This window comes from Streptomyces sp. GD-15H (assembly GCF_045291515.1).
GTDB lineage: Bacteria > Actinomycetota > Actinomycetes > Streptomycetales > Streptomycetaceae > Streptomyces.
The window spans coordinates 436,418-450,975 of the sequence record NZ_CP149447.1 but is presented as its reverse complement, the minus strand read 5'-3'; the positions used below and the strand labels follow the sequence as shown (position 1 = coordinate 450,975).

The 14,558-nt window shown below is 69.7% G+C and carries 15 protein-coding genes; 12 read left to right on the top strand and 3 right to left on the bottom strand.

Translation table 11 applies throughout. The features are described from left to right. Window positions 1–82: 82 nt before the first annotated feature. Both WJ438_RS02180 and WJ438_RS02175 read right to left on the bottom strand, forming a co-directional pair. A complete protein-coding gene (locus tag WJ438_RS02180) occupies window positions 83–628 on the bottom strand; it encodes a hypothetical protein (protein WP_406723713.1) in 546 nt (181 codons plus the stop codon). Window positions 629–672: 44 nt separating this feature from the next. Continuing rightward, window positions 673–1,200 (bottom strand): ATP-binding protein, encoded by a 528-nt coding sequence (locus WJ438_RS02175; RefSeq protein ID WP_406723712.1) that lies wholly within the window; start codon window positions 1,198–1,200, stop codon window positions 673–675. 212 nt (window positions 1,201–1,412) lie between these two features. Here WJ438_RS02175 and WJ438_RS02170 point away from each other — a divergent pair, with 212 nt between their 5' ends. Then, the gene (locus tag WJ438_RS02170; protein ID WP_406723711.1) at window positions 1,413–1,643 is read left to right on the top strand and encodes a DUF397 domain-containing protein; all 231 of its coding nucleotides are present in this window, start codon (window positions 1,413–1,415) and stop codon (window positions 1,641–1,643) included. Window positions 1,644–1,781: 138 nt separating this feature from the next. Next, on the top strand, window positions 1,782–2,726 hold the full coding sequence (locus WJ438_RS02165; RefSeq protein WP_406723710.1) for a helix-turn-helix domain-containing protein: 945 nt from the start codon (window positions 1,782–1,784) through the stop codon (window positions 2,724–2,726). A 101-nt stretch (window positions 2,727–2,827) separates the two neighbouring features. Here the strand turns inward: WJ438_RS02165 and WJ438_RS02160 are convergent, their stop codons facing one another. Beyond that, window positions 2,828–3,649: an SAM-dependent methyltransferase gene (locus tag WJ438_RS02160; RefSeq protein WP_406723709.1), complete on the bottom strand. Its 822-nt coding sequence runs from the start codon at window positions 3,647–3,649 to the stop codon at window positions 2,828–2,830. 311 nt (window positions 3,650–3,960) lie between these two features. On the opposite strand from WJ438_RS02160, the gene WJ438_RS02155 reads away from it, so the two are divergent. From WJ438_RS02155 to WJ438_RS02110, 10 genes are all read left to right on the top strand, one after another. After that, on the top strand, window positions 3,961–5,133 hold the full coding sequence (locus WJ438_RS02155) for a cytochrome P450 (RefSeq protein WP_406723708.1): 1,173 nt from the start codon (window positions 3,961–3,963) through the stop codon (window positions 5,131–5,133). Further along, window positions 5,130–5,318: a ferredoxin gene (locus tag WJ438_RS02150; protein ID WP_363041555.1), complete on the top strand. Its 189-nt coding sequence runs from the start codon at window positions 5,130–5,132 to the stop codon at window positions 5,316–5,318. Before WJ438_RS02155 ends, WJ438_RS02150 begins: the two co-directional genes overlap by 4 nt. Then, a complete protein-coding gene (locus tag WJ438_RS02145) occupies window positions 5,315–6,388 on the top strand; it encodes an NAD(P)/FAD-dependent oxidoreductase (RefSeq protein ID WP_406723707.1) in 1,074 nt (357 codons plus the stop codon). Before WJ438_RS02150 ends, WJ438_RS02145 begins: the two co-directional genes overlap by 4 nt. 76 nt (window positions 6,389–6,464) lie before the next feature. Then, a complete protein-coding gene (locus tag WJ438_RS02140; protein WP_406723706.1) occupies window positions 6,465–7,382 on the top strand; it encodes a LysR family transcriptional regulator in 918 nt (305 codons plus the stop codon). A gap of 228 nt (window positions 7,383–7,610) precedes the next feature. Continuing rightward, window positions 7,611–8,585 carry a phosphotriesterase gene (locus WJ438_RS02135; protein WP_406723705.1) on the top strand — a complete coding sequence of 325 codons (975 nt, stop codon included), beginning with the start codon at window positions 7,611–7,613 and terminating at the stop codon, window positions 8,583–8,585. 50 nt (window positions 8,586–8,635) lie between these two features. Continuing rightward, a complete protein-coding gene (locus tag WJ438_RS02130; RefSeq protein ID WP_406723704.1) occupies window positions 8,636–9,595 on the top strand; it encodes a phosphotriesterase in 960 nt (319 codons plus the stop codon). A gap of 44 nt (window positions 9,596–9,639) precedes the next feature. Beyond that, window positions 9,640–10,758 carry an FAD-dependent oxidoreductase gene (locus WJ438_RS02125; RefSeq protein WP_406723703.1) on the top strand — a complete coding sequence of 373 codons (1,119 nt, stop codon included), beginning with the start codon at window positions 9,640–9,642 and terminating at the stop codon, window positions 10,756–10,758. Window positions 10,759–10,762: 4 nt separating this feature from the next. Beyond that, window positions 10,763–11,686, top strand: coding sequence for an alpha/beta hydrolase (locus tag WJ438_RS02120; RefSeq protein ID WP_406723702.1), 924 nt, complete (start codon window positions 10,763–10,765; stop codon window positions 11,684–11,686). A 35-nt stretch (window positions 11,687–11,721) separates the two neighbouring features. Further along, a complete protein-coding gene (locus WJ438_RS02115; protein WP_406723701.1) occupies window positions 11,722–12,663 on the top strand; it encodes an MBL fold metallo-hydrolase in 942 nt (313 codons plus the stop codon). Between the two features lie 230 nt (window positions 12,664–12,893). Next, the gene (locus tag WJ438_RS02110) at window positions 12,894–14,417 is read left to right on the top strand and encodes a CocE/NonD family hydrolase (protein ID WP_406723700.1); all 1,524 of its coding nucleotides are present in this window, start codon (window positions 12,894–12,896) and stop codon (window positions 14,415–14,417) included. Window positions 14,418–14,558 lie beyond the last annotated feature (141 nt).

The window sequence follows — 14,558 nt, the reverse complement described above, 5'->3', positions numbered from 1 at the left end:
CCGGTGGTGCGTTTCCGGTCGCGCGGCTCTCTCCCCGTGCCACTCGCCCCTCGGCGCTCGTCCCTCAGGCGCTCGGAGGGGGTCATTCGGCCAGCGCGTGGGCCAGCTCGGACGTGGCACGGGCGATCCTGGTGTCCTGGTCGGCCATCAGGCGGTTCAGGTCGCCCCGCCGGGCGCGCACCGCCTGCCGGGCGGCCCGTTCCCACACGACCGGGTTCTCGCGGTGATTGAGCAGCTTGGGATACGCGGCGGCGGTGCTCTCCCACTGCCGGGCATCGGCGATCGCCTTCAGCAACCGGATGATCTCGGCACGACACGTGACGCGCGGCAGCTGCGCCAGCTCCCAGAGGAAGGGGACGGTGGCGGCCGTCGCCTGCTCCACCACGAAGCCGTACTGGCAGATCCGTTTCCGCAGATCCGCCAGAGCGGACCGGGCCGTGTCGGCGTCTCCCCAGGCGATGCCGTTGAGCAGCAGGGGGATGGCCGCCGCCGACCCGGTGGAGTCCTGGATGTCGCGCCACGGCACCCGGGACAGTGACATGAGGGGGGCCGTACGTGCCATTCCGGTCGGGGACGTGTGGCGCACAGGGCGCTCGCTGCCCGGGTGTTCCGTAGAAGCGCTGCGCATCGCGTGGGTGCCTTTCCGCGGCGGTGGTGTCGAGTGGAGGCTGGTCAGACAGGCGGCCGGGTCGACAACCGGGCCCAGACCGTCTTGCCCGCCGGAGGAGCGGGAGCCCAGCCCCAGGCCTCGGACAGGGCGTCGACGATGCGCAGTCCCCGGCCGTGCTCCTCCATGGGGGAACCGGCATCGGGGGTGTGAACGGGAGGCCGGCAGTCGGCGTCGGAGACGGTGATGACCAGGTACGCCGGGTGCAGGCGGAATCCGAGCCGGACGTTCGGCACCTCCGCGGGTCTCGGCGCCGCGTGCGTCACGGCGTTGGTGGCGAGTTCGGTGACCACGAGGCCGGCGTCGTCGCAGCAGTGGTCGAGCGACCAGCCACACAGGGTCTCACGGGTGAAGGACCGCGCCCGGGCGAGACCCTGCCGGCCGCACTCGAGGCGCAGGGCCGCCGAGGCGGGCAGCGGGGACGGCGTCGCGGTGAGCAGGCCGAACCCTCTCGCGGTGGCCGAACCGCGGCCACCCGCCCGAACCGCGGGCCCGGCGGTCGACCGGATCACTTGGCGCGCAGGTGCGGACACGCCATCTCCCCGATGCGACGTCAGGAGGGCGTCGAGAACGGGGTTGACGCCACGGCTATTATCCACGCCGAGAGTGATCGCGTGCAATTGCACGAGAAATTGCGTGAAGTTTTTCGTGGTGGGGCGGATCGGGTGGCGACCGGGCTCGGCCCCGTCCCGCGTGAACGGCCGGGCTCCGCCCGGCGATACACATGAACAGCAAGGAGACTGCGGTGCCAGGAGTGCGGAACGGAGTGCGGGCGAGTTCCTTGGGCGCCTGCTGGACCAAGAGTCGGCACAGCAACGCCGAGGGTAACTGCGTCGAGGTGGCCCCGCTGAGCGACGGCGGCGTCGCGATGCGCAACTCCCGCGATCCCGACGGGCCCGCGTTGGTCTACACGGCGGCGGAGCTGGCGGCATTCCTGGCCGGGGCGAAGGACGGCGAGTTCGACCACCTCGTCTGAACGGCCCGGAGCCCGTGCCGGGCAGTGAAGCGGAGCCCAACTCTCCACTTTCATACGGCTTCTGTCGGCGGATGCGCTGCGGCAGGATAGAGGTGCGATAGTGTGAAACGCTCTTGTGCCGGTCTGCTGGGAGTCAGGATGTTCGCCGCGTCGCATCGAATCTCCCGCCTGGAACCCTATCTGGACCGCCCCGAGCCGGCTCCGACCCTGCTGAAGATGCTGGTCGGTGTGCAGTTGGCGGGCTTCCGCGAGGATGCCGGGCTGGCCCAGGACCAGGCGGCGCGCTCCGTCGGTTTCAGTGCGGCGAAGCTGTCCCGCATCGAGTCCGGCAAGGGGCGCCGCCCGCCCACCGAGAGCGACGTCCGAGCGCTGCTGGAGCTGTACGGCACCGACGACTACGAGACCTCGGTGCTGCTCAAACTGCTCCAGCGAGCCGGGGATCCGGGCTGGTGGCAGCGGTACGACAAGCGGCTGATGCCCGAGTGGTTCGACCGGCTGGTCGGACTGCAGGAGGCCGCCGCCACCATCCGTACCTTCGAGATCCAGTACGTTTCCGGCCTGTTGCAGACGGCCGCCTACACTCGCGCGGTGGTGGAGCGCGGTCTGCCCAACGCCTCGGCGGGCGAGGTGCTGCGTCGCGTGGAACTGCGCATGCGACGGGCGGAGTTGCTGCTGCGTGAGGGGGCTCCGCAGCTGTGGGCGGTCATCGACGAGTCGGTTCTGCTGCGTGTGCTGGGCAGCGTCGAGGTGATGCGCGAGCAGCTCGAACACCTCGCGCGGATGGCGGAGCGCCCCAACGTCACGGTGCAGATCGTGCCGTTGAGCGTGACCAACGCGTCGGCCCCCGCCATCCCGGTGACGTATCTGCGCTGCGGCGGGCTCGATCTGCCCGACGTGGTCTACCTGGAGCACATCAAGAGCGCCAACTTCCTCGAGGACCGCGACGAGACGGAGGAGTACCGGATCACGCTGGACCGCCTCGCCGACGAGGCCCTGAGACCCCGTGAGTCCCTGGACCTGCTGCGCACCACGAGGGAGGGCCGCTACCCCTCGCCCCACCCAGCCCCGCACGCCGAGGCGTAGCGGTTCCGGAAGCACGACCGACGCGGAACGCCCCTCGCGCGACCCCGGCGATCCGGGCCCGGCGAGGGGCGTCGACGTGTCGGGGCCCGGTGTGCCGGGGCCTACAGCGGGATCCGGCCCACGCCCCCGAACTCGATCCACTCCTGGGTGAGCTGACGGTACGCCACCTCCGTGTCCGGACGCCAGGTGGAGACCTCCACCAGGCCCGGCTCCAGGACCTCCAGGCCCTCGAAGTACGACTCGACGTCGCTCTCCTGCCGCACCCGGCCCCAGTGCCCCTGGGTCGCCTGGTCCATGAACTCCGTGACGGACTTGCGGACTTCGGCGTCCTCGCTGACCAGCTGGCACATCACCAGGAAGCTGCCCGGTGCGAGCCGTTCACGGACCCGGCGGGCCACAGCGAGCGGGCCGTCGGTGTCGCTGTCCGGGATGCAGTGGAACACGGAGTTGAACAGCACGCAGGCCGGCTGCGAGAAGTCGATCAGGCGCCGCGTCTCGGCGTGGCCGAAGATCTCGTCGGTCTCCCGCATGTCGGCCTGTATGACCACGGTGCGCTCGTCCTGCTCCAGCAGTGCGCGCCCGTGCACCAGCACCATCGGGTCGTTGTCGACGTACACCACATGGGTGGTCGGGTCGATGCGCTGGGCGACCTGGTGGACGTTGTCCTGGGTGGGCAGACCGGAGCCGTGGTCGAGGTACTGCCGGATCCCGTAGTCCTGCGTGAGGACCCGGACGACCCGCTGGAGGAAGCGCCTGTTGTTCAGGGCCAGGCGGCGGGTGCTGGGCACCACCTTGTCGAGCTCTTCCACGGCGGCCCGGTCGGCCGAGTAGTTGTCCTTGCCACCCAGGTAGTAGTCGTACATGCGTGCGGCCGTCGGCACTGTGGCGTCGATCTCGGTGGACAGCTGCTTACCGGTGTGCATCGTTCCCCCTGCGGAGTGCCAACTGGACTGGCTGGACAGGGAGTACATCCTAGGGAGCGCCGCGCGGCTCGGATCAGCCCATGAGTGAACAAGACCCTGAAGGAATGGCGGAGTTCTCCCTGCCGGTGCCCGGAGTCATCGTGTGCGTGCCGGCATCACGTGGTTCCTCCCCGCGGCTGTGGCGCGGGTGAGGCCGCCCGGCCGCTCCAGCACCGGTCTGCCGGGACACCGGAAGGATATGAATGGCATGCATGTTACGGCATATAAAACATTCACTTGCTGGATGTGAAATCGACTACTTCACTGGTGGCATGGCCACTCAACCCACCTCCGGCATCGACCTCTTCGCCGACGAGGTCGTGCTCAATCCCTACCCCGCTTATGCCGAACTGCGGGAGCAGGGCCCTGTCGTTCACCTTCGGACGAACGATGTCTACGCGCTGACGCGGTACGACGTCATCCGGGGCGCACTCGCGGACTGGGAGTCGTTCTCCTCGACCTCGATCGCCTTCAATCCGATGGCCAACGAGGCGCTCACCGGCACCTCGCTCGCGTCCGACCCGCCGGTGCACACCCAGCTGCGCGCCACGCTCACCGAGAATCTCTCCCCGCGGGCACTGCGCGGTCTCAAGGGCGGGATCGAGGCGAAGGCGGACGCTCTCGTCGCCGAGCTCGTCGAAACGGGTTCCTTCGAGGCGATCGACGCCCTCGCCCGTGCCTTCCCGCTGGAGGTCGTCGCGGACCTGATCGGCTTCACGGGCCATGTGCGCGACAACATGCTGCGCTGGGGACAGGCCGCCATGCAGGTCCTCGGCCCGATGAACCAGCGCACGGCCGAGAACTTCCCGATCGCCGGCGAGCTCTACGGATGGTGCTCCGAGGTCAAGGCCGACGACCTGGCCGAGGGGTCCGTGGGCCGCGGCATCTTCGACGCCGAGGCGCGCGGCGCCATTTCGCCGGGCACAGCCGGCCACATCATCCACCAGTACCTCGGCGCCGGCGTCGACACCACCATTGCGGCGATCGGCAACATCGTCGCCCTCTTCGCCGCGCACCCCGATCAACTCGCCCTGGTCCGCGAGAACCCGTCGCTGGTACCGGCGGCGTTCAACGAGGTGCTGCGCTTCTGGCCTCCCATCAACGCCTGGGGCCGGCGCGCCACCAAGGACGTCGACATCGACGGGACCGTCATCCCGGCGGGCGCGCAGATCGCCGTCCTGCTCGGCGCCGGCAACCGCGACCCCCGCCACTACGAGAACCCGGACGCCTTCCTCGTCGAGCGCAATCCGGTCGACCACCTGACGTTCGGCTACGGCCCGCACGGCTGCGCGGGTCAGGGACTCGCCCGCCTGGAGGCCCACGCCGTGATCGAGGCGCTCTCCCGGCGCGTCAAGCGCCTCGTCGTCGGACCCGAGGTCCGTGTGCCCAGCAACATCACCCGGAGCATCGAGGAGCTCCCCGTCCTGGAGGTGATCCCCGCATGAAGATCGTTCTTGACCGTCCCCGCTGTGAGGGCCACGGCCTGTGCGAGGAGGCCGCCCCGCAGCTCATGCACCTCGACGACGAGGGCGAGCTCGTGCTCGACCGCGAGGAGGTCGACGGGGCCGACGTCGCCCTGGCGAACGCCGCCGCCCGCGTGTGCCCGGTCGCCGCGCTGAGGGTCATATGAGTACGAGCACCCTGAACCGTGTCGTCGTCGTCGGCAACGGGATCGCCGGGCTCACCGCGGCCGACACGTTCCGTGAGGCCGGCTTCGACGGCGAACTGACCATCGTCGGCGACGAACCGCGCCCGGCGTACAGCCGCCCGGCCCTGTCGAAGGCGCTCCTGCTCGACAGTGACGACATGTCGTCGCACGAGCTTCCACCGGCCGGTCACGGAGCGACCGAACTGCTCGGCGTACGCGCGACCGGACTCGACCTCGACCGTCGGCGCGTCACGCTCGACGACGGTACGGATCTGCCGTACGACCGCGTCGTCCTGGCCACCGGCTCCCGGGCGCGACGGCTGTCCGACCTGCCCGAAGAACTCACTCTGCGGGGACTCGACGACGCGCTGTCCCTGCGCGGCCGGCTGGCGGACAAGCCGTCGGTCGTCGTGGTCGGCGGAGGCCCGCTCGGAATGGAGATCGCCTCCGGGTGCCTGGCCGCCGGCTGCCGGGTCACCGTCGTCTCCCAGGGCGTGCCCCTCATCCTCCAGCTCGGCCCCTACCTCGCCGACGTCTTCGTCAAGGCCGCGCTGGACCAGGGGCTCACCGTCGTCGAGACCGCGGCGGCACGGCTCGAACGGCGGGACGGAAGTACTCGGGTCGTCCTCGACGAGGGCGCGGTCCTCGACGCAGAGATGATCATCACCGCAGCCGGCGACGTGCCCAACACGGAGTGGCTCGCGGACACGGGCCTCGCGGCGAAGGGCGCCATTCCGGTCGACCAGCGCGGGCTCGTCCGCCCCGACGTCGCGGCCGTCGGTGACCTCGCGGCCTTCCCCACTCCGCACGGCCTGCGCCGCATCCCCCTGTGGAGCAGCGCGATCGAGCAGGCGAAGGTCGCCGCCACGGCGCTTGTCCACGGCGACGAGTCGCCGCCGCTCCGGTTCCAGCCGTACTTCTGGACCGAGCAGTTCGGGCTGAGCCTGAAGGCGGTGGGCCACCTTCCGGTGGAAGGGGAGCCGACGTACGTCGACGGGCAGCCGGGGCGGGCCGGCGTTGATGCGCTGGTCGCACGAGGACGGCACCGGTGACGTCGTGGCGCTCAACTACCGGATCCCGATTCCGCGGCTGCGCCGCATGACCCGGGCAGCCGCGTAAGGTCGACGTATGGGCGAAGAGGGCACCACGGGTTCGGGGCTGGATCGACTGGCATCGGTCAACCTCAACCTGTTGGTGCCCCTCCTCGCGCTCCTCGAGGAGCGCTCGGTGACTCTGGCGGCGGAGCGGGTCGGACTGTCACAGCCGGCGATGAGCCACGCCCTCACGAGAATGCGTCGGCTGCTGGGTGACGACCTCGTCGTCCGGCAAGGCGCGGGCCTCACGCTGACCCCGCGCGCGCTGGAGCTGATCGCGCCGCTGCGCAGTGCCCTGGAACAGGCGGCACACATCGTGAACTTCCCCTGCTTCGACCCCGCCACGGATCGACGCGTCATCACGATCGCCATGACGAACAGCACGGCGTTCGTCGTCGGACCTCAACTGGCGCGGCTCGTTGCCGAGCGTGCGCCCCACGCCACGTTGCGTCTGCGTACGATCACGGTGCCGACGGAGGCCACCTTCACCGACAAGGGCGTCGACGTCGTGCTGCTCTCCGAGGGGCACTTCTCGCCGTACCCGCGCGAGCGGCTGTACAACGACCGCTGTGTGGTGGTGGCCTCACCGGACACGCCACCGGAAGCGAGCGCGCTCGACCTCCTGACCAACCAGCCGCACATCGTCGTCGACACCGATCGGCGCGTCTTCCCGTACTCGGTGCTCGAGGAAGAGGGCGTCCCCTACCGCGTCGGCCAGTTGAGCTCCGACTTCCTGCTGGTGCCCTTCCTGGTCGCACGCGCGGGCGGCGTCGCGCTCCTCCGCTACCGGGTCGCCGCCACCATGCGGACGCTCGCCGACCTGCGGATCGAGGAGTTCCCGTTCCCGCTTCCCGGACTCGGGATCGACATGGTCTGGAACCCCCGACTGGCTGATCAGTACTTCATGGAATGGCTTCGGGCGCTGCTGTTCGACGTCGCGACGAACCTCTGACGCCGAGAACGCCCTCCACCACGTCCGCGACGACGTCGACGGCGAGGTCGTCGCCTCCTCGGTCGGCTTCGACGTGCAGCGCCGAGCGGTGGGTCCCGGTTTGTCCGCCCCCTCTCCCGCGTATTGTTTTACGTGTCGTTCATTTCATTGACGCTATGTAAACCGAATGGATACTGTGCCAGCAGCCACGGGGTGCTGTGCACCCCACCTGGACACGTGAGGGCAGGCATGAGCGTCAAGAGCAACACCGTTAACACCGTCCTGAGCCCGGTGCCGACCGAGCAGCTGGGCGTCGTCGCGGTCCACGAGGCCCTGCTCTCCGTGGTCCCGGGCGCCGAGCACGCGTTCGACATCACCCTCGACCGCGCCGAGATCTTCGAGACCCTCGCCGCGAAGCTGAAGGACTTCCGCGCCCACGGCGGTGGCACGATCGTCGACAGCACCGGCATGTTCCACGGCCGGGACGTCCGGCTGTACGAGGCCCTCTCCCGCACGACCGGCGTACACATCGTCGCCTCGACGGGGCAGGGCCCGGAGGAGCTGCTCGGTGGCTACTTCCTCACGCCGCAGACCAACCCGCCGACGCCGTGGCCGGCCGAGAAGTTCGCCGACCTCTTCACCAAGGAGGTCACCGAGGGCATGGTGGTCCCCCGCGTGGAGCGCCGCGGCGCCGCCGGCCTGGTGGCCACCGCCGCGACCCTCGAGGGCATGACCGCGACCGACGAGAGCCTGTTCCGCGGCGCGGCCCGGACCGCCCTGAGCACCGGCATCGCGGTCTCCATCCGCTACGGGAGCGACGCCGTCCACGACCTCGACATCGTCCTGGACGAGGAGCTGCCGGCCGACCGCGTCGTCGCCGGCGGACTCGACCGCAAGGACGCCGTCGCCACCGACGCCCCCCTCGAGATCGCCCGCCGCGGCGCCTACGTCGCGCTCGACCACGTCGGTGTGGAGGACGAGGCCCACCTCACCGATGCCGAACGTGCCGACCTGGTCGTCGACCTTGTGCGGGCCGGCTTCGGCAACCGGATCCTGCTCTCGAGCAACGCGACCGGCGTGGCGAAGGGCCACCCCGGCAACGACCTCCCGTACAGCTACGTCCTGACCACCTTCGTCCCGCTCCTGAAGGCACGGGGCCTCAGCGACGAGGACACGCAGCGGATCCTCGTGGAGAACCCGCGCGACCTGCTGTCGGTGCGCTGAGCGCGCGGGCACGAACGACCATCGAGTTACTTTCTTCAAAGGTGAGTGTTGTGTCGAGAGTGAACACCGTCCTGGGGCCGATCCCGGCCGAGGAGCTGGGTCTCGTGGCCATCCACGAGCACATTGGCTACGGCATGCCCGGTTCCGAGCTGGACACGAAGTGGTGGAAGGCCCCCGAGCAGCGGTACGAGGAGACGGTCCCGAAGCTGCGCAGGTTCCACGAGTACGGCGGCGGCACCTTCGTCGACGCGACCGGGATCTGCAACGGCCGCGACGTCGACTACTACAAGTCGCTGTCCGCGAAGACCGGCGTCCACATCGTCGCCTGCACCGGCTTCGTCGGCGGCGACACCGCCCTGCCGCACTTCGCCCGGGCCGACGTGGACTACCTGACCCGGCAGTTCGTCCACGAGATCACCGTCGGCATCGGCGACACCGGCAGTCTCGCCGGTGTCATCAAGGTCGGAGTGAGCCGTGGCGGCCGCATGACGGACCTGGACAAACGCATCTACCGCGCCGCGGCCCGCGCCTCGCTCACCACGGGTGTGCCGATCCTGACCCATCTCGCGATCGACGCCGAGAACGCGATCGCGATCTTCAACGAAGAGGGCCTCCCCCTGGACCGCGTCCTGTTCGGGCACGTCGACGACGGCGTGAACGCCGACAAGACGCGCGACGTCTGGATCGCGGAGCAGGGCGGACGCATCGGCTTCGACACCTTCGGCTACGAGACCGAGCTGCCGGACCCGCCGTTCTGGGCCCGCCCCCGGCAGGAACGGCTGGACCACTTCCTCCGGTTCATCGGCGAAGGCCGGCTGAAGCAGGTCCTCGCCTCCGCCGACGCCAACTGCAGCCCGCTGGGCTGGCCGGGCGTGAAGGGCCACACCGTCAACTACATCTTCGAGGACCTCCTCCCGGACCTCCGCGCCGCTGGCCTCGACGAGGCCGCGATCAAGACGATCTTCGTCGACAACCCGGCCGACTTCCTGACCCTCCAGAAGTCCTCCTGACCCTCCAGCGCTCTTCCTGACCCTCAGAATCAGAGAGAACCACCATGCAGACCTCAGAACTGAAAAACCTGAAGATCGCCATTGTCGGAGCGGGATACGGCGGCGCGGCGGCGGCCAAGGCCCTCAGCCTGCTGGGTGCCGACGTCAACGTCTACGAGCAGGCGAACCAGATCCGGGAGGTCGGCGCCGGCATCGGTCTGCGTCCGGCCACCATGAACCGGTTCCGCGAGTGGGGAATCTTCGACGCGATCGCGAAGGTGAGCTCGCCGAGCGAGTACTTCGAGATCCTCACCGCCACCGGTGACCCGATCATGAAGGAGGCGTGGCCGGCCGACGGCGAGCAGACCCACACCCACCTGATCCACCGCGGCGACTTCATCGAAGCTCTCCTGGGCGTGCTCCCCGAGGGCATGGTGCACCTCGGTCACAAGCTGGAGAGCATCCAGGACGACGGCGACCGCTCCGTCCTCACCTTCGCGGGCGGCAAGACCGTCGAGGCCGACCTGGTCGTCGGTGCCGACGGCATCAAGTCGGTGGTGCGCAAGGAACTGTTCAGTGACAAAGGCCCGGTGTTCTCGGGCGAGCACGCCTACCGCGCGGTCATCTCCGTCGACGACGCCCACGGGATGGTCACCGACGACAACCTGCGGATGTACATCGGCAAGGGCACGAAGATCTACCTGCTGCCGCTGCGTCACCGCGGCCAGGTGTCGTTCGACATCACCGCCCTGTGCCCGGACAGCACCTGGAATCCGCAGAACACGAAGGAGGACATGCTGGCGACGGTGGAGGGCTTCGACGAGCGCCTCGTCAGCATCACGCGCGACCTCGACATGGAGACCGTGAACATCCGCGCGGTCTACGACATCGACCCGGTCGACACGTGGCACTCGGACTCCGTCGTCCTGGTGGGCGACGCGGCCCACTCGATGCTGCACCACCAGGGCCAGGGCGCGAATTCCGCCATCGAGGACGCCGGCGCGCTCGCCGACGCCCTGCGGGACGCGGACTCCCCGAAGGAGGCGCTGGCCCAGTACCAGGCCATCCGCAAGCCGGAGACCGACAAGCTGCAGGCCATTTCACGTCAGGGGTGGAGTGCGGAAGAGATCGACGACGTCTTCCCCGGCCAGAAGCCCGCGGCTGCCGCCGCCCCGAAGGAGTGACACCATGCCCCTGCATCCCGAGATCGCCAAGTTCCTCGCCGGTCTGCCGACCCCGTCCGAGGGTCCGCTCGACCCGGTCCTCATGCGCGCCGCGGACGAGACGCACGTCGCTCCCCTAGAGGAGCGCCTGCCGCTCCACGCGGTCGAGGACGTGACGGCGCGGACGGCGTCGGGCGAGGTACCGGTGCGGATCTACACGCCGGTCGAGGCCGACAGCTACGGCGTGCTGGTCTACTTCCACGGCGGCGCGTTCTTCCTCGGCAGTCTGGAGACGCACGACCACGTCGCGCGCTCGCTGGCGAAGGAGACCGGGCTCAAGGTCATCTCCGTCGGCTTCCGCCTGGCGCCCGAAGCCGCCTTCCCCGCCGGTCTCGACGACTGCTACGCGGTCGTGCGGTGGGCCGCCGAGGAGGGCGAGAGCCTGGCCTGGGACGGCACGACGCTCGCCCTCGCCGGCGACAGCTCCGGCGGCAACTTCGTCGCCGCGGTCGCGGCCAGGGCACACGACGACGGCTTCGACCGGATCACACACCAGATCCTCTACTACCCCTCGCTGGACCTGGACTTCGACGTCGACCGCTATGCCTCGCTGCGGGAGAACGCCGTGGGCTACGGCCTGGAGACGGCGGGGCTGAAGCCCTTCAACGCCTTCTACCTCGACAGCGGCGCCGACCCCGCGGACCCGCTCGTCTCGCCGATCAAGCGGGCGGACCTCACCGGGCTGCCGCCGGCCCTGGTCGTCACCGCGGAGTACGACCCGATGCGCGACGAGGGCGAGCTCTACGGCCGGCGGCTGCGGGAAGCCGGCGTGGAGGCGACGGTGAGCCGGTACGAGGGCGCGGGCCACGGATTCGTCCAGCACTTCTCCTGGATCCCGGAGTACCACGAGGTCTTCGCCGAGACGCGCGACTTCCTCGGCCGGCGCTGACCCGGCCGACCGCGCACGAGCACAGAAAGAGGGCCATGACGCACGCAGCCACCGTCCATCCCCTGGTCTCGCCGTGGGGCCGGTTCGGTCTCTACAGCTTCTTCATCGACGCACCCGAGCCGGCCATCGTCGACACGGGTATCGCCTCCTCGCCCGCCGAAGGGATGGTTCCCGCGCTCGAGGCGATCGGGCGCCGCATCGAGGACGTGCGCTGGATCCTGCTGACCCACGGTCACATCGACCACGTCGGCGGGGCGCACGCCCTGTGGGAGCTCACCGGCCGACGCGCACAGGTGGTGATCCACGAGGCCGACGCCCCGATGCTCCGCTCGCGGCGGGCCCACGTGGAGGAGTACCTCGCGGGACGGGGCCGGTATCTGGGCGACCCGGAGGGGGAGGCGAAGGTGACGGCAGCCGCGAACGCCGTCATCTCCGGCGAGATGGAGCCCACCATGCTCCTCGAGGGCGGCGAGACCCTCTCCCTCGGCGGCGACGTCACTGTCTCGGCGCACTCGATCCCGGGCCACACGCCCGGATCGGTCGCCTACGTCGTCGACGGGCAGCGCTCGGTGTTCGTCGGCGACTCCGTGCAGGTCCACGGGGCCGCCAACGGTTTCCCGGGCTACACGGACCCGGTCGCCTACCGCATCGGCCTTGAGTACCTGCGTGACGAGATCCGTCCGCAGCAGCTGTATCTCGGGCACCCGTACCGACGCGCGGACGGCACGCCGTACGGCGTCGAGCTCGACGCCGCACAGGCCCGGGAGGCCATCGACCAGAGCCTCGCCGTCGAGGGCCGGGTCGCCGAGGCCGCCTGCGGCTGCCTGCGGGCCGGCCTGGAGGAGACGGATTCGCCGTACTCCCCGTTCGCCCGCGCCGCCGAGGAGCTCGGCTACACCGGCGACCCCACGCTCGAGCCGTCGCCTTTCTTCACGTCGATGCACGGCTACCGCACGCAGCACCACCAGAACTCGTAGTACAGGAGCTTCGCACTCATGACCGACTTCCAGACGATCCAGGCGGGCAGGCAGGAGATCGCCGTCCGCAAGGATCTCCGAGTGCCGATGCGCGACGGTGTCATGCTGGCGGCCGACACCTACAGCGGCGTCGACGACAAGCCGCGTCCGGCGCTCGTGGCGCTCAGCCCGTACGGCAAGGAGCTGCAGGCCCTCGCGCTCACCACGCCGCCGCAGCGGCGCCCAGCCCGATGTGGGACGGATGCATCGAGGCCGGTGACATCGCGCGCGTCGTCCAGGAGGACTACGTCCACGTCATCGGCGACCTGCGCGGCTCCGGCGCCTCCGAGGGCGAGCACATCGGCAACTACAACGCCGGTGGCGTCTCGCTCGGCCAGGACGCGTACGACTTCATCGAGTGGGTCGCGGAGCAGCCGTGGTGCGACGGGAACGTCGGCATGATCGGCATCTCCTACTTCGGCTCGATGCAGGTGCTGGCGGCGGCCGAGCGGCCGCCGAGCCTCAAGGCGATCTTCGTCAGCGGCGGTCACTACGACTTCTACGAGACCACCTACCACGGCGGCGTCATGTGGTTCATGCCGCGTGCCGCCCGTGAGGGCCGCGGTGGCGACTCCGGCTGGGCCTTCACCGACGGCGTCAAGTCCCGCATGCTCGAGACCTTCTCCCCCGAGGAGATCAAGGAGAAGGTCGCCAAGCGGCTGCGGGACCCGGACGTGGCCGCCTGGCCCAACCTGGTCCATGTGCTCAACTACCCGAAGAACCACGAGGCCTGGTTCGACATCGTGATGAACGAGGTCGACGGCGACTGGTACGAGGAGCGCAACCCGATCACGCTCGCGCCCCACATCGACATTCCGGTCTGGCTCCAGATCGACCAGGGCCGCGGCTGGACGATGGACGGCACCATCGAGCTGTACAAGTCGCTGCAGGGCCCGAAGAAGCTCGACATCGGCCCCTACCCGCCGATGCAGTCGCGCCCCTTCATCGAGGAGCACGACAAGATGTTCCGCTGGTACGAGTACTGGCTCAAGGGCATCGACAACGGGGTCATGGACGAGCCGGCCGTCACCGTCCACGTCGAGGGCTCGCGCGAGACCGTCACCGGCGCGCAGTGGCCGCCGAAGGACGTGGAGCACAAGTCGCTCTACCTGCGCCCGCGCCGCAAGCTGTCCTTCGAGCCCGAGCTCATGGGCGCCGAGTACGCCGCCCCCGACGGCTTCTACCAGGCGCCGCTGACGGTGACCGACAAGGTGGAGATCCTCAACTGGAGCACCGCTCCGTTCACCGAGCCCACCGAGATGATCGGTCAGGGCGCGGCGCACCTCTTCGTGGAGATCGACCAGCCCGACACGAACTTCATCCTGCGCATCTGGGACGAGGCCCCGAACGGCAGGCGTCAGCTGATCACGACCGCCTACCTCAAGGCCTCGCACCGCGAGCTCGACGAGGAGCGCACCACGGAGGGCGACCCCCACCACCCGCACACCCGGGCGGTGCCGGTCGAGCCGGGGAGGATCGAGGAGTACGTGCTGCGCGTCTACCCGTTCGGGGCGACGTTCCTGCCGGGCCACAAGCTGGTGGCGGAGCTCTCCAACGCCGAGCCGCTGGCCGACGAGCACAACGCGCTGCTGCCGCCGGACGCCTTCCACCTGCCGGTGGGCCGCCCCGTCACCCACAAGATCTACCGTGACGCCGCGCACCCCTCCCGCCTCGTGCTGCCGTTCACGACGGTCACGGCGACAGACGCGCACTGATCCCGCCCGTGCGGGTGCGCATACCACCGATCTGCTCCCGGCGCGGCCGACGGCGTCGCGGGCCGCGCCGGGAGCAGAGGACGGCGGACGGTGTCAACGGGCTTCCACGACCTCCTGGAAGGACTGCATGCAGGGGAAGCA

Bases quoted from the DNA above. Each gene is read 5' to 3' on its own strand.
- WJ438_RS02145 (WP_406723707.1), top strand. From the start codon at position 5,315: ATGAGTACGAGCACCCTGAACCGTGTCGTCGTCGTCGGCAACGGGATC.
- WJ438_RS02135 (WP_406723705.1), top strand. From the start codon at position 7,611: ATGAGCGTCAAGAGCAACACCGTTAACACCGTCCTGAGCCCGGTGCCG.
- WJ438_RS02115 (WP_406723701.1), top strand. From the start codon at position 11,722: ATGACGCACGCAGCCACCGTCCATCCCCTGGTCTCGCCGTGGGGCCGG.
- WJ438_RS02120 (WP_406723702.1), top strand. From the start codon at position 10,763: ATGCCCCTGCATCCCGAGATCGCCAAGTTCCTCGCCGGTCTGCCGACC.
- WJ438_RS02125 (WP_406723703.1), top strand. From the start codon at position 9,640: ATGCAGACCTCAGAACTGAAAAACCTGAAGATCGCCATTGTCGGAGCG.
- WJ438_RS02155 (WP_406723708.1), top strand. From the start codon at position 3,961: ATGGCCACTCAACCCACCTCCGGCATCGACCTCTTCGCCGACGAGGTC.
- WJ438_RS02110 (WP_406723700.1), top strand. From the start codon at position 12,894: ATGTGGGACGGATGCATCGAGGCCGGTGACATCGCGCGCGTCGTCCAG.
- WJ438_RS02150 (WP_363041555.1), top strand. From the start codon at position 5,130: ATGAAGATCGTTCTTGACCGTCCCCGCTGTGAGGGCCACGGCCTGTGC.
- WJ438_RS02165 (WP_406723710.1), top strand. From the start codon at position 1,782: ATGTTCGCCGCGTCGCATCGAATCTCCCGCCTGGAACCCTATCTGGAC.
- WJ438_RS02180 (WP_406723713.1), bottom strand. From the start codon at position 628: ATGCGCAGCGCTTCTACGGAACACCCGGGCAGCGAGCGCCCTGTGCGC.
- WJ438_RS02140 (WP_406723706.1), top strand. From the start codon at position 6,465: ATGGGCGAAGAGGGCACCACGGGTTCGGGGCTGGATCGACTGGCATCG.
- WJ438_RS02160 (WP_406723709.1), bottom strand. From the start codon at position 3,649: ATGCACACCGGTAAGCAGCTGTCCACCGAGATCGACGCCACAGTGCCG.